General features: G+C 35.5%; 12 protein-coding genes, 2 other RNA genes and 1 riboswitch. Of the genes, 4 read left to right on the plus strand and 10 right to left on the minus strand.

The genetic code is table 11. The annotated features are described in order from the left end of the window. Complete coding sequence (locus AC0OM3_RS16705; protein WP_001235518.1) at window positions 1-450, plus strand: hypothetical protein; 450 nt, start codon at window positions 1-3, stop codon at window positions 448-450. Window positions 451-504: 54 nt separating this feature from the next. On the opposite strand, the gene ssrS (AC0OM3_RS16710) is transcribed toward AC0OM3_RS16705, so the two are convergent. The 5 genes from ssrS (AC0OM3_RS16710) to AC0OM3_RS16730 form a co-directional block, all read right to left on the minus strand. Further along, window positions 505-688, minus strand: a non-coding RNA gene (ssrS, locus tag AC0OM3_RS16710) — 6S RNA. Between the two features lie 21 nt (window positions 689-709). After that, window positions 710-892, minus strand: a non-coding RNA gene (gene ssrS / locus AC0OM3_RS16715) — 6S RNA. 116 nt (window positions 893-1,008) lie between these two features. After that, window positions 1,009-1,842, minus strand: a complete 834-nt coding sequence (locus AC0OM3_RS16720; RefSeq protein WP_000637536.1) for a sulfurtransferase — start codon at window positions 1,840-1,842, stop codon at window positions 1,009-1,011. 2 nt (window positions 1,843-1,844) lie between these two features. Continuing rightward, a complete protein-coding gene (locus AC0OM3_RS16725) occupies window positions 1,845-2,117 on the minus strand; it encodes a YpbS family protein (RefSeq protein ID WP_000451815.1) in 273 nt (90 codons plus the stop codon). Window positions 2,118-2,137: 20 nt separating this feature from the next. Next, window positions 2,138-2,605: a GNAT family N-acetyltransferase gene (locus AC0OM3_RS16730; protein ID WP_000117689.1), complete on the minus strand. Its 468-nt coding sequence runs from the start codon at window positions 2,603-2,605 to the stop codon at window positions 2,138-2,140. A gap of 72 nt (window positions 2,606-2,677) precedes the next feature. Here AC0OM3_RS16730 and AC0OM3_RS16735 point away from each other — a divergent pair, with 72 nt between their 5' ends. Beyond that, window positions 2,678-2,932: a DUF3931 domain-containing protein gene (locus tag AC0OM3_RS16735; protein WP_000369740.1), complete on the plus strand. Its 255-nt coding sequence runs from the start codon at window positions 2,678-2,680 to the stop codon at window positions 2,930-2,932. 3 nt (window positions 2,933-2,935) lie between these two features. On the opposite strand, the gene AC0OM3_RS16740 is transcribed toward AC0OM3_RS16735, so the two are convergent. Beyond that, a complete protein-coding gene (locus tag AC0OM3_RS16740; protein ID WP_000182133.1) occupies window positions 2,936-6,595 on the minus strand; it encodes a dynamin family protein in 3,660 nt (1,219 codons plus the stop codon). Window positions 6,596-7,145: 550 nt separating this feature from the next. Between AC0OM3_RS16740 and AC0OM3_RS16745 the strand changes: the two genes are divergently transcribed. Further along, entirely contained in the window at window positions 7,146-8,309 is a 1,164-nt protein-coding gene (locus AC0OM3_RS16745; protein ID WP_000193187.1) for a DUF418 domain-containing protein, read from the plus strand. 15 nt (window positions 8,310-8,324) lie between these two features. On the opposite strand, the gene pbuX is transcribed toward AC0OM3_RS16745, so the two are convergent. The 3 genes from pbuX to AC0OM3_RS16760 all read right to left on the minus strand — a co-directional run bounded on the left by pbuX (window position 8,325) and on the right by AC0OM3_RS16760 (window position 11,316). Then, window positions 8,325-9,647, minus strand: coding sequence for a xanthine permease PbuX (gene pbuX, locus AC0OM3_RS16750; RefSeq protein WP_000809234.1), 1,323 nt, complete (start codon window positions 9,645-9,647; stop codon window positions 8,325-8,327). Window positions 9,648-9,650: 3 nt separating this feature from the next. Next, window positions 9,651-10,244 carry a xanthine phosphoribosyltransferase gene (locus AC0OM3_RS16755; protein ID WP_000866486.1) on the minus strand — a complete coding sequence of 198 codons (594 nt, stop codon included), beginning with the start codon at window positions 10,242-10,244 and terminating at the stop codon, window positions 9,651-9,653. A 107-nt stretch (window positions 10,245-10,351) separates the two neighbouring features. Next, a riboswitch (purine riboswitch) is annotated at window positions 10,352-10,453 on the minus strand. Window positions 10,454-10,569: 116 nt separating this feature from the next. After that, window positions 10,570-11,316, minus strand: a complete 747-nt coding sequence (locus tag AC0OM3_RS16760) for a type I methionyl aminopeptidase (RefSeq protein WP_000256351.1) — start codon at window positions 11,314-11,316, stop codon at window positions 10,570-10,572. Between the two features lie 602 nt (window positions 11,317-11,918). Here AC0OM3_RS16760 and mphL point away from each other — a divergent pair. Further along, window positions 11,919-12,815 carry a macrolide 2'-phosphotransferase MphL gene (mphL, locus tag AC0OM3_RS16765; RefSeq protein ID WP_474212456.1) on the plus strand — a complete coding sequence of 299 codons (897 nt, stop codon included), beginning with the start codon at window positions 11,919-11,921 and terminating at the stop codon, window positions 12,813-12,815. Window positions 12,816-12,855: 40 nt separating this feature from the next. Here the strand turns inward: mphL and AC0OM3_RS16770 are convergent, their stop codons facing one another. Further along, on the minus strand, window positions 12,856-13,326 hold the full coding sequence (locus AC0OM3_RS16770) for a GNAT family N-acetyltransferase (RefSeq protein WP_000263213.1): 471 nt from the start codon (window positions 13,324-13,326) through the stop codon (window positions 12,856-12,858). Window positions 13,327-13,363: the final 37 nt, after the last annotated feature.

Here is a 13,363-nt window from a genome sequence, read left to right on the forward strand (position 1 = left end):
ATGCGCTTAGAATATCGACTTAATGATGAAACGAAAGGGTATCCTGCTTTATGGAACTACGCCAATATTTCTAATTCTGAAATTATCGCACGCATGACTTGTGAATATTTTATTAAAGAGAAAAATACTTATGTTGTTACTGCAACTTCGGTTGATCCAGACGGAACAGCAGTTATTTATATTCAAAAAGAAGTTTTCGCAAATGACCCTTCAGACCCTACATACTCCCACATCGGATTTGAAATTAGAGAACTAAGTGAAACGAGTTCAAACATAGTAGATAGTCAAGATGTATGGAAATATGAAGAAATTTTACCATCTCTTCATTCAGATATTATATATATTCAACGAGACGGCATGTCTATGGAATTCTCCTTGGATTCTAGAGAGATTGATGAAGACAGAAAGTGCTACATTTATTACGGAAACTTCACAGGTGAATCAAGATAATATTGATATATCTATACAACAAAAAAACCTTACGTATAAAACGTAAGGTTTTTATATAGCCCCACATATGCCGTTCTCTCTAGATGTCCATAAACCTGCTCTCACAGGTGGATGCTCTCACAAATGTTTGTAACTTCCTTCTTAAAAAGATGGCATGTTAGCTACATTTAAATATTGAACTTCCATATTAAACTTATTGGTTTAAGACATGCATAAGCTACGTACACCGTAGGAATTTTATATAAGGTTAGTTGAAATAAGACCCCCGCACGTGCCGCTCCTCGTAAATGTCCAAAAACCCGCTACTCGCAGGTGGATGCCCTCACAGTTACCGTACATCTTCCTCCACAAGGAAGGCTTGATGATGGTCGCTAAATATTGAGCTTCCGTATAACTAACATCGGTTTTAGACATAAATAAGTTACGCACACCGCAGGATGTATTATTTACTTGTCGTTATATTATCACATTGTTTCTAATGTGTAAAATACAAATTTTTTCGAGCAATCTCTTGCTTGTGACCTTATTTTAATACAAATTATTTTTGCATGCAAGTGATTAATCTTCTTCTTTTGCAATTTGATTTTCTGGATAAGAAATCCAATCACTCCAGCTACCTACATACAATTTAACATTTTGGAATCCAGCCAATTTTAACGCAATGATATTTGGACATGCCGTAACACCAGAACCACAATATACAATGGTTTCCTTATCTTTCGACAGATTTTGGAATCGTTCTTGTTGCTCAGCTTCATTCTTAAATTGTCCTGATTGCAACATTCCATCTTTCCAAAAATAGTTTGCTGCTGTCGGAATATGACCTGCTTTATGATCGACAAGTTCCTCTACACCAGCATAACGTTTTGGCTCTCTTGAATCAATTAATGTAACATCTGCACCTGCCTGGATATTCTCTCTTACTGTTTCCATCGATACAAGCATATGATCTTGTATGTTTGTTTTGAATGTTCTTCGTATAACAACAGGAATTTCCGTTGTTGTCGGTAGTCCATTCTCTTTCCAAGCCGGGAAACCACCATCTAATATATATACTTTCTCATGTCCTACATAGTTACATAACCACCATAAACGAGCAGCATTTGCACCGGCTTGACTATCATACGCAATTACTGTCGTATGTTCATCAATACCAGCCTCCGAAAGCTTGTCTGCAAACTCCTCAATATTTGGTAAAGGATGGCGGCCACCATGTTCTGCTATAGGACTTGATAAATCTAAATTCAAATCAAAATATAACGCATGAGGAATATGTCCTTCTTCATACTCTTCTCTACCCCAATTAGGATTCGCTAAATCAAAACGACAATCGATTATACGGACATTCTCATCTTCTATATGCTCACGTAACCATTCGACTGTAACTATCATCTTTAACGACCTTCTTTCTCTTTCAAACGACTTACATACTCCATAACCATTTCTTCTGTAACATATTTACGCTCTAGTGTAACACCATTTTTTGCAAGATCATTAATTTGCTTCGTTACAACATTAATGACATCAACCGAAAATTCTTTCCCATTTGACGCAAGAGATACAGCAGCTTCAATAGCTGCTTCACGCTGTGCATCTAATTGTAAACATGCTTTTACACTTTCATTTTGTTTACGAGAATGTGCTGTAATTGCTTTATGTACTTCCATCTTCTCTTCCCCCTAAATAGTTATACGTTTTTATTCAATTCCATTGCAAGCCGGATCATATCACGACATACAATCCCATTTTCAATAATCTCTTCTTCATAATGCTTCGAAAAGTAATCAAAATCAATAGAAAAAATACGAAATCCACATTTTTGATATAAAGCAAGTTGTGAAACACTAGAATTGCCTGTACCAACTTCAAGTTTTGACATACCATATCCTTTAGCAGTTTCTACAGCATGCCTTAATAGCTTCTTCCCAATCCCTTTTCCTTGTAAATGCTCTGCAACCGCAATATTCATGATTTCCATCGTCTTTGGCCTTGTTTCCAAAAGAACATATACACCGATAACGCTCCCCCCCTGCTTAGCTACATATGTTAATCCTCTTTGTACATATGTAGCTATTTGCCGTTCACTTGGATCAGCAAGTAGCAATAAAGACTTCGGTATAGCCTCTTTTGGAATACGTTCTATTACAACAGACATAAAAAATTCCCCCTTCTCTATTGTTCTAAACCCTCCTTGTCTACCATAAGTAATAGAAAGGAGGGATTCACCATGGACAACAATGAGAAAAAATGCAACGTCATCTCTATTGATGGAAAGAAGAAGAAAAGCGACACGTATTCCTATCCAAAATTAGTAGTTGAAAACAAAACATATGAATTTTCTTCATTCGTCTTATGCGGTGAAACACCAGATGGCAGACGACTCGTTCTTACTCATATGATTTCTACCGATGAATTTGCTGGATTTGTAAAATCTTTAGATACTGTACTGCAAAAGAAAATTGAACGAATCTTTTTCTCATAACGACTATATAACATAAATTTCTTTTTCAATCTCTACTAACTGCTTTTGCAATTGTTCTTTACTTTGCTCATATAGAGATACATCGATCGTTTCAGCCAATGCAAACAATATACTTTCATAATAGTTCATCACATCTTGCTGCATCACTTTTTGGAATAAGTTCCACTTCATATCCCACTCTTGCTTATAATGATGAACAAATAAATCTTTTTCATCAGCTACATAGTTTGATACGAGCGGTTCTAATACAGATTTAGCGTCTTCTTGCATAAAAGCTTTGTCATTCTTTTCAAAAAAGCTTTTCTCATTTTTAAAATGTGCCAGTGCTTTTTTGAAATCTTTTATTTCAACTGAAGGGAACGGTTCTTTATGTGTAATATCTTTATATTCATACTCCACTGTTCCATTCATAGAAATTGATTCATTTTCCACTTTACAGTTCACTACAATTTCGTCCTTTGCACGCTTCATCGCTTCGTCTATCCATTTTTCAAGGCGTAATGATGTCGCACGCATTTCTTGCAATAAATCATGCTGAATAAATGCTACTAATTCCATAACACACTGTTGCAATTGTGTTTTCACATTTCCATCCGTTCGAAGTGAAGCCGGATTAATAAATTCAGTAAACACATCGTTATAGCGTAGGAATAGGCGCTGTTGCACGTAATAAAGCAACTCTTTCACTTCATTTTGCATCGCCTGTTCTTCAGCAAGTACACTATATGATGAAATGATATGAAGTAGTTGATCACGCTCTGCTTCATATTTTTTTGTTTGCTTCTCTTTCTCTTCATTCCCCTGCTTTGCACCCTTTATCATGTTTACTAAAAGCTGATCTGCCCCTTGCAAAGCACCGTATAGAGCATGCACAGAAACAAGCATTAAATCTCTCATCATAAAGGACGTAAATGATTCCTCAAACTTAGTAATCCCAGAGTTTTGTAAAATACCATACTTCTCTTTTTCAACATTCTTTCCTTGTTTCTCTTCAAGCGCACATAAACTTGAAATTGCAAATAAACGCGGATTTCTAATACCGTATTGCAGTAGCTGATCTGCGATATAACCTTTTACCATTTCAAGTTCTTCTTCAGACTCTGCTAAATCCGCCGCATTAATTAAGAAGAACATTTTATCAAGGGCAAAAGTATCCTTTACACGACCAAGTTGAATTAAAAATTCACGGTCAGCACGAGAGAATACATGGTTATAATATGTAACAAATAAAATAGCATCTGCGTTTTTAATATACTGAAATGCAACATCCGTATGGCGAGCATTAATAGAATCCGCTCCAGGTGTGTCTACAAGCGCTACTCCCTGCCTTGTTAAAGCACAATCATAATAAAGTTCCATATACTCAACGAAGCATGATTTCTCTTCATTCGCTACATAATCAGAGAACTCTTCTAATGTAACTTGTACTTGTTCTCCTAAATAAGTAGAAACTGCATCATACCCTTTTTGTACCGCTCGTAAAAAGCTAAATGTTGTTTTTTGCTTCCCAGTTGGTGAAGGATATTTCATAACTTTATCAATTTGTGCTAACGCTTCATCTAACGTAGCAATCTCATAATGAAACAGCTTATAAACAGCTTTCATATCTTCTAATAACGCTTGCTTTGATTTAAACTGAACAATTACTGTTCCATGTGGTTTTTCCTCTGTAACCGGCAAAATTTGATTAATCGTTGCCGTCGTCGGGTTTGGTGATACAGGAAGTACTTTGTCACCGAGTAAGGCATTGGCAAATGATGATTTCCCAGCACTAAATGCCCCGAATAACGCTACTGTAAATTGTTTTGTTTCCACACGTCTTCTTTTCTCTATTACCTCTTGCTGTACATGTTTCAACGCTGGTAATGGCTCTAATATCGTTTCGGCTTTTTTCACTTTCTCTAATATACGTTGAATATTTAAAGCTGCCGTTCCTTTTAGCTCTTCCTCATGAACCGCTACGTTATCGTTTACGATTTCCTGTTCTTGTAGTGTAAATTTCTCACTAACAATTTGTGTCTCCCTTTGCAATATCTCATCTATTTGCAACCCTTCAGGCGTAGCAACATGATCGTGCCAAACATTTCGTAAATAGTCTTCATATGCCTCCAAATTGTTACTGTATTGTAATTGTGTTTCTTTCGCCGTTTGCAACATCGTATATGTTTCAATCTCTTCTTCAATACGAGCAACTGCTTCCCTCACCTTTTGCTTCAAAACGACCGCACTTTTATCAAAAATTTGCTGTGCTTTTATAAAATAACGTTTCTTCAGTTCATTCGCTACATCCGCTGTATAAAGAAGTAAGTAATCACCTGTGAAACCTGCACCTTGTTTAATTACTTCGGCCAACATTTCTGGTCCGAAAGCAATTTCTAACCCATATATGTCTTTCCCAATTTCCTCCGTGAACAATCCTTCTTCTTTTAAGAAGGCTACAATAAATTCCTTCACATGAAAATCAAGTTGCGTTTCAACAGTTTTTTGAAGGGCAGAATAAAACGCCTCTACACGTCTTTGTTTTTCTTGCTCCGTCTTTCCTTTCGAAAATAGCAAACCGACCTTAAATTTTGTTAATTTCGTTTCTAAATATGCATTTGCCAATTCTCTCATTTCAAATGGCATTAAATAAGCATTATCTAATATAGCTTGTAAACCTTTTATAAATTCGTTTCTCACATGAGATTCTTTACTTGCCTCACGATTTTTCGCTTCCGTTAGCTCTTCCTTCTTTTCAACTACCTCTGAAATAGAAAGTGGTGATGCTAACTCTTCCTCATATTTCAAAAGAGCTTTTTCATTTTCAGAAACAATAAACGAGAAATGTTCCCCCATTAAATATTCTGTTTCTCGCTCCATTCCAGTCCTTACACACTGCTCTTTTTCCTTCATAATAGAAGTAATTAACGCTTCTAAGCTTCTAATTTCATTATGTGGATGGTTCATCATTCGTAATGACGTATAATAAACACCATCTACTTCAATATCCCAGTTAGAGAATGATTGTTTTACACTATCTTTATAATTCTCAAACGATAATTCATTTTCTTTATGTTTATCTATTTGATTTACAACGAGATAAACCGTTTTATTACGTTGTTTCAATTCTTTAACAAATTGTAAATTCACTTCCGATTGGACGTGATTATAATCCATCATATAAAAAATGACATCTGCCAGATGAAGTGTCGATTCTGTCGCTAATTGATGGGCATCATCTGTTGAATCGATCCCTGGTGTATCAACTAACATAACCCCTTCAGGAATTGGCGCGTCGTTTCGATAAATATGAACACCAATTACTTCATCGCCGTCTTTACAAATTTGTTTTAATTCTTCTGCTGAATATGCACCGTCATATTCGTACTGCTCTCCAGATTTAACCGTTACAACAACACGATCCATTCCTTTTTCAATTTTGACAACGTTAGCGCTTGTCGGAATTGGACTTGTCGGTAACAACTGCGCTTTATATAGATGATTCATCATCGTTGATTTCCCTGCAGAGAAGTGACCGCAGAACGCTATCATAAGCTGTTCTTGTTTATATTTTTGAATTACCTCAAACAACTTTAAACTATTCTCTGCATCGCCGTGTTTTTGCCACTCTTCATAAAAACAAACAAGTTTTTTCATACCGTTTGTCTGTACTATGTTTGTCATCCCCTTGTTCCCCTTTATCCAAGATGTATATACTTTTCCCCGCTATTTGCGAGCTCATAACCAGTGAGAGTTACACCTACCCAATGATTACAGTTTCACTTTACTATCATACTAAATTTTCAGCATATTCTCATTAAAAATAAAAAATCCCTTTCATTCTTTTTACAAATGAAAGGGATTTTATGTCATATCACTCATTTTGCTGTTCCTACTCCATTTAAAACATACTTCGCAATAACTGCATATACAGCGACTGTACCTGCTACTAATGCATATACCATACTTACGCACCAACCTTTTTTTGATAATGATTATCACTTTTGAATACAGTGTATCATTAAAGAGAATCATTATCAACACTTTTCATAAAGAAAGCTCCTTATAAGAAGGAGCTTTACCGCCTGTTTTGAAGAAGGTTAAAACTTGTTGTGCAATCTTATTATATCTCATCCTACATAACTTAACAGTTTAAAAAAATGGAAATATCCCCTATCCCCTCCATCTTACATTTTGTATAATAAAAGGGAATTACTTAACAAGGAGGAAAAAAATGACACAAAATCTCACACAAGGCGAGAGGATACACTCCATTGATATTATTAGAGGAATAGCTGTACTAGGTATTTTTCTTGTGAATTGGCCTGTTATCGCCGGGGTTGACTCACGTGATCTTTCAGGAATTTACGAAGGGATAGACAGCTACATTCGCCTATTTTACGATATGTTTATTCAAACGAAATTTTATACAATTTTTTCGTTTTTATTCGGATTAGGTTTTTATATTTTTATGAGTCGTGCTGAAGCGAAAACAGATCATCCGAAAATTTTATTTGTTCGCCGCTTACTTATTTTATTATTATTCGGTTTCTTACATTACGTTCTTTTATGGGACGGAGACATTTTACATACTTATGCGATTGCTGGATTTTTCTTATTTTTATTTTATAAGAGAGAACCTCGTACTATTTTAATATGGGCTATCGTTTTATTGAGTATTTTTCAGTTTTTCATGCTAATCGTAGGTATTATGATTGCATTCGTTCCAAAGGCAGAATTAGGATTCTCCTTACCTATCATGCCACTTGAAGACTGGGTGTCACAAATCCAAAATCGTTTCCATGCATTTTATGCTGATGGAATTGGACTCAACGTATTCATGCTCCCAGAAACAGTTGGGCTGTTTTTACTTGGTTTATACGCCGGCAAAAAGGATATTTTCCGCCGCGCGAAAGAGTTAGATCCAAAGCTTAAAAAATGGCAAATTATTATGTTCATTTTAACATTACCAATGTGGTTCTTCATGGTCCGTTACTTCTTATCAAAACCATTTTATGAACCAATTTATATGCAGGTCTTTACAATGTTTAGCGGAAAGACATTGTTCATCTTCTACATTGTCACGTTAATGCGTTTATTACAAAAAGAAAAATGGCAAACAGTATTACGTCCATTCCAATACGTTGGACGAATGGCATTAACAAATTACATCTCGCATACAATTGTTATATTGCTTGTATTCGGGCTATTATTTAAAAATGATTATCCTTCTCCATTATGGGTTGGACCAATATTCTGCATTAGTTTCTACACGTTACAAATCTTTATTAGCCGCTGGTGGCTTTCACATTACCAATACGGGCCACTTGAGTACATTTGGCGTCTTGGTACTTACGGGAAAATGATGCCACTTAAAAAGAAAAGCAAGGTCTCATAACGAGACCTTGCTTTTTTACGCTTCTCTTACTGCATTTTGCATAGATACTGGCTCTTCTTCTACTTTCACTTTGCGCTGCGGCACCATATTAAATACGATATTTAAAAGTACTGCTGACGCACTTCCAAGTACAATTCCGTTATCTGTTAAAATACGAATGCTTTCTGGAAGTTGTGAAAATAATGTAGGAACGACTGTTACGCCAAGCCCAATTCCAACAGAACATGCAACGATTAATAAGTTTTCTTGTTTACCAAAATCAACGCTACTTAACATTTTAATACCATATGCCATAACCATACCGAACATCGCTAACATCGCACCACCCAGTACTGATTTCGGAATAATTGTTGTAATAGCTGCGATTTTAGGAATGAAACCAAGAACGATTAACATACCACCACACGTGTAAATAATAACGCGATTTCTTACTCCAGTTAATTGAACAAGTCCTACGTTTTGAGAGTATGTTGTATATGGGAATGCGTTGAAAATGCCACCTAACACCATCGCTAATCCTTCTGCACGATAGCCTTTTGTTAATTCTTTTTCACCGATTTTTTTATTGCAAATATCAGATAATGCAAAGTATACACCCGTTGCTTCTACAATCCCTACACAAGCAACAAGAATCATCGTAATAATTGGTGTTAATTCAAAGGTTGGTGTACCAAAGTAAAATGGTTGAATACCGTGGAACCAATCAGCCTCTCCAACCGCTTGCAAACTTACTTTCCCCATAAACGCTGCAACGATAGTACCGAACAACAAACCTAATAGAATAGAAATGGAACGGATAAATCCATCAAAGAAACGATACATAACGATGATAAATAATAACACTCCAAATGCTAACGCTAAGTTTTCAAGACTTCCGAAATCTTTGCTTCCTACTCCACCAGCCATATCATTAATAGCAGCTGGAACAAGTGTAACTCCAATTACTGTAACTACAGATCCTGTTACAACAGGTGGAAACAGTTTTACAAGTTTTCCAAATAATTTCGCAAAAATAACAACAAATAACCCAGCAGCAATAATTGCTCCATAAATTGAAGACACACCGTATTGTTTTCCAATCGCAATCATCGGTCCAACCGCTGTAAATGTACAACCAAGTACAACGGGAAGTCCTATACCAAAAAAGCGATTTGATAATGCTTGTAAAATTGTCGCAACGCCGCACATTAATAAATCAATTGAGACTAAATATGTTAACTCTTTTTGATTTAAACCAAGTCCGCCGCCCACAATAAGCGGAACGATAATTGCTCCAGCATACATTGCAAGCATATGCTGCATACCAAGCGATGCAATTTTAAATGGATGCTGCTTCATCGTTTATTTCACCTCCGCAGTTTCTTGCTGTACAAATGTAACTGTGCCGTTATCAAATGATGCAATTTCTGCTAGTGATTCAACACGAACTCCTTGTTCACGAAGCTTCTTTCCTCCATCTTGAAATGCTTTTTCAATAACAATCCCAATTCCTGCAATACTGGCTCCTGCTTGCTCTACTAAACTCATTAACCCTAAAGCAGCCTGACCGTTTGCTAAAAAGTCATCGATAATTAAAACGCGATCACTTTCATCAATATGATTTCGAGATAATGAAATTTCATTCGTTTCTTGTTTCGTAAATGAATATACGTTTGCAACGTACATATTATCTTGTAACGTTAACGATTTACGTTTTCTTGCAAAAATTACTTTTACACCAAGCTCTAATGCAGCCATAACAGCTGGTGCAATGCCTGAAGATTCAATCGTCACGATCTTTGTAATGTTCTCTTCTTTAAAACGTTTAGCAAATTCTTTTCCGATTTCTTGCATAAGTACTGGGTCAATTTGATGGTTTAAAAAAGCATCTACCTTTAATACGTCACCAGATAAAACCTTTCCTTCGTTCAAAATCTTTTCTTGTAATACTTTCATGTTTGTTCCCCCTCTTATGCAATAAAAAAACTCCAAAAGCCGCCACCACTCGTTACAAGTGAGAGACGCGCTTTTGGAGTTTCGCAAAAAAGAATGCTAAACAAGCAAATATATTCGTCCTCACTCATAGTCAAAGTATTTACGGTACTTCGGTAGAAACTTGCAGGCCATATCCCCGCGATTATATGAGTGTAGCTAACTATTTATTTTATAGATGGATTATAACGCACTTTTTATACTTTGAAAAGTATTTATTAACAAAACACGTACAAATTTTATCAAAATATCATTTTCGTTCGAGTTTTGTAAACTCTTACATATTATTTCAAAGCGCCGTTAAAACGATTGGCCCATCTTTTGTAATCGCAATTGTATGCTCATATTGCGCTGATAATTTCCCGTCCATCGTTCTTGCAGCCCATCCATTTAAATCTACTTTCGAATATCGCATACCTACATTTACAATTGGCTCAATTGTAATTACCATTCCTTCTTGCAGCTCAGGCCCTTGTCCTTGTTTCCCAAAATGAAAAATTGCTGGTTCTTCATGAATCTCTTTACCGATTCCATGTCCCGTAAAGTCTCTTGCGACAGAAAAACCTTCATTTGTTACATAATTTTCAATTGCATAGCCAATGTCTCCTACATGATTACCAATTACCGCCTGATCAATCCCTTTATACAAAGCATTCTCAGCTACTAACAACAACTTTTCTGCTTCATCAGAAACATTTCCAACTCTATACGTCCAAGCAGAATCTGAAAGACCACCATTTAAGTTTACTACCGTGTCAATTGTTACAATATCGCCCTCAGTTAAAGGTACATCCACCGGAAACCCATGGCACATTTCATCGTTTATAGATGCACATATCGCATATGGATACCCGTTATATCCTTTCTGCTGAGATATTGCACCATGCTTTTCTAAATATGCTTCAACAAACGTATTAATTTCTTTTGTCGTAATACCTGGTTTCATCATTTTTGCAATTTCCCTATGACATGAAGCAAGTAACTTCCCGGATTCGTGCATCAAATCTATTTCATTTTTCGTTTTAATTGTAACCATGCTTACCTCTACCTTCCTTGCTAAACTTACTATTTGCTACTAATACAAATCCTCTTCCAAAACTTCCAATTATAAAAGCTAACATCATTTCTTCTATTTTCCGAATGTAAATTTTTATTTAATTCGTTTTTACATATTACATCTAGTATTTTTTGTTGATGTTTACTTATAAACAAAGTATAGTAACACTATACTATTAAAAGGAGGATTGTTAAAGATGATGCATGCAGGAAGACTACGTCAGCAAACTTTGAACAATAAGTAACTTAATATGTTCAAAGGCTCTGTTTTCATAAAGCAGAGTAAACGGGATTAGTCTGCACATTTTTAATAATCTTCAACGGAAGAATACACTTTCCATATGAAGAAAGGCAGATATACATCTGTCTTTTTTTCGTATATTTTTTTGATACAAAAAGAGACGTTTTTTCATTATATCCTCGTTTACTCTTAACCACAGACAGAAGCCCGTCTGTGGTTTTTTTATGATTACATTTTCTTATATCTTGCTACTTCAATCATATGGATGTAGTTAGAAACAATTCGTAACAGAAAACGTATGAAAACATTGAAATCTAAATAAACATTTGGAGGAAATCAAAATGAATACACTTAAAGTGAAACAATTTGCAAATAAGGAAGGACTAAATATATTAGAAGATTCAATAGAAATCAATGAATCTGGCGTTGACTTTCAAGTAGCACACGTCAAAGAACAAAACGGGGATAAATGGATACTACGAATTCCTCGTAGACGAGAATCTATGAGACATGCTCTACGTGAAAAAGAAGCATTAGAAATCATGAAAAAACATGCAGAATTCCAAGTTCCTGATTGGTCTATATTTTCTGAGGAACTAATTGCTTATAAACAACTAAGTGGCGTTCCTGCCGCTACTATCGATATAGAACAACAAGGTTATATATGGACCTTTAACGAAAAGGATGTACCAACTGAATACTATATTTCCTTAGGAAAAGTTTTAGCGAATTTACACTCATTACCTCAGCAAAAATTTAATAGTATAGGTGTTGAAATTCTTACTGCTAATGAATTAAGAACTTCTATGAAACAAAGGATGAATCGAGTGAAGGAACAATACCACATCAATCAAAACTTATGGGATCGTTGGCAAGCATGGCTAGCTGAAGACTCTTTTTGGCCATCTCACGTAGGAGTAAAGCATGGGGATATCCATCCAGGTCATATCCTGATTGATAATAAAAATAAGGTAACTGGCTTAATCGATTGGACAGAAGTAGGGATAGGTGATGTATCTATAGATTTCACATCGCATTATCTACTCTTTGGAAAGGATGGACTAACAAAGTTAATTCACTCTTATGATAACGCTGGCGGTAAAACTTGGTCAAGAATGGATGAATATATTATCGAACTTCTAACAACGAGTAGTATTACTGTTGCTGAATACGCTCAAGTGTCAGGTTTGAAAGACATGCATGAAATAGCTGTACACATGCTATCAACTGAAAGTTAATGAAGTTGCAAAAAACAGAAGAACCCTCTTCTGTTTTTTGTTATTTTTCACATATATAATTCATTTTCAAAAACTCAAAACAACTACCATTCGTCTTCTGTATAAACGTTCCAACTGCTTCAAATCCTGCCCTTTTATATACTTTAATAGCTCTTTTATTAAATGTCGCTACTGATAACGTTATATAATTGCATCCGTATTTTTCTTTAATAAAAGCTAGTCCAGCATTTACGAACTGTAAACCAAATCCATTTCCAGTTATATCAGGTTTCATTCCAAGACCTATATCAACCGTTCCATTATTTATTTTACAAATAGTAAAAAAACCAACGAGAATGCCATTTTCCTTCACTGAAAATGTATGATTCCCTCTACTCTCATCATGTAAAAATCCAGCTAAATCTTCTTCATCTGCCTCTATATCGTAAAAGGAATATTCCCCTTTATAATGCCAGTTATATGCAATCTCTTCCGCCTCTTCTTGCGTCATTACTGTATATGTATAAACCATCTTCTATCCCCCTATAAAAAAAAGCTGCAAGTAAGCA

It is taken from the genome of Bacillus sp. FAU20 (assembly GCF_056033865.1).

Bases quoted from the DNA above. Each gene is read 5' to 3' on its own strand.
- mphL (WP_474212456.1), top strand. From the start codon at position 11,919: ATGAATACACTTAAAGTGAAACAATTTGCAAATAAGGAAGGACTAAAT.
- AC0OM3_RS16720 (WP_000637536.1), bottom strand. From the start codon at position 1,842: ATGATAGTTACAGTCGAATGGTTACGTGAGCATATAGAAGATGAGAAT.
- AC0OM3_RS16760 (WP_000256351.1), bottom strand. From the start codon at position 11,316: ATGGTTACAATTAAAACGAAAAATGAAATAGATTTGATGCACGAATCC.
- pbuX (WP_000809234.1), bottom strand. From the start codon at position 9,647: ATGAAGCAGCATCCATTTAAAATTGCATCGCTTGGTATGCAGCATATG.
- AC0OM3_RS16730 (WP_000117689.1), bottom strand. From the start codon at position 2,605: ATGTCTGTTGTAATAGAACGTATTCCAAAAGAGGCTATACCGAAGTCT.
- AC0OM3_RS16705 (WP_001235518.1), top strand. From the start codon at position 1: ATGCGCTTAGAATATCGACTTAATGATGAAACGAAAGGGTATCCTGCT.
- AC0OM3_RS16755 (WP_000866486.1), bottom strand. From the start codon at position 10,244: ATGAAAGTATTACAAGAAAAGATTTTGAACGAAGGAAAGGTTTTATCT.
- AC0OM3_RS16740 (WP_000182133.1), bottom strand. From the start codon at position 6,595: ATGACAAACATAGTACAGACAAACGGTATGAAAAAACTTGTTTGTTTT.
- AC0OM3_RS16725 (WP_000451815.1), bottom strand. From the start codon at position 2,117: ATGGAAGTACATAAAGCAATTACAGCACATTCTCGTAAACAAAATGAA.
- AC0OM3_RS16770 (WP_000263213.1), bottom strand. From the start codon at position 13,326: ATGGTTTATACATATACAGTAATGACGCAAGAAGAGGCGGAAGAGATT.
- AC0OM3_RS16745 (WP_000193187.1), top strand. From the start codon at position 7,146: ATGACACAAAATCTCACACAAGGCGAGAGGATACACTCCATTGATATT.
- AC0OM3_RS16735 (WP_000369740.1), top strand. From the start codon at position 2,678: ATGGACAACAATGAGAAAAAATGCAACGTCATCTCTATTGATGGAAAG.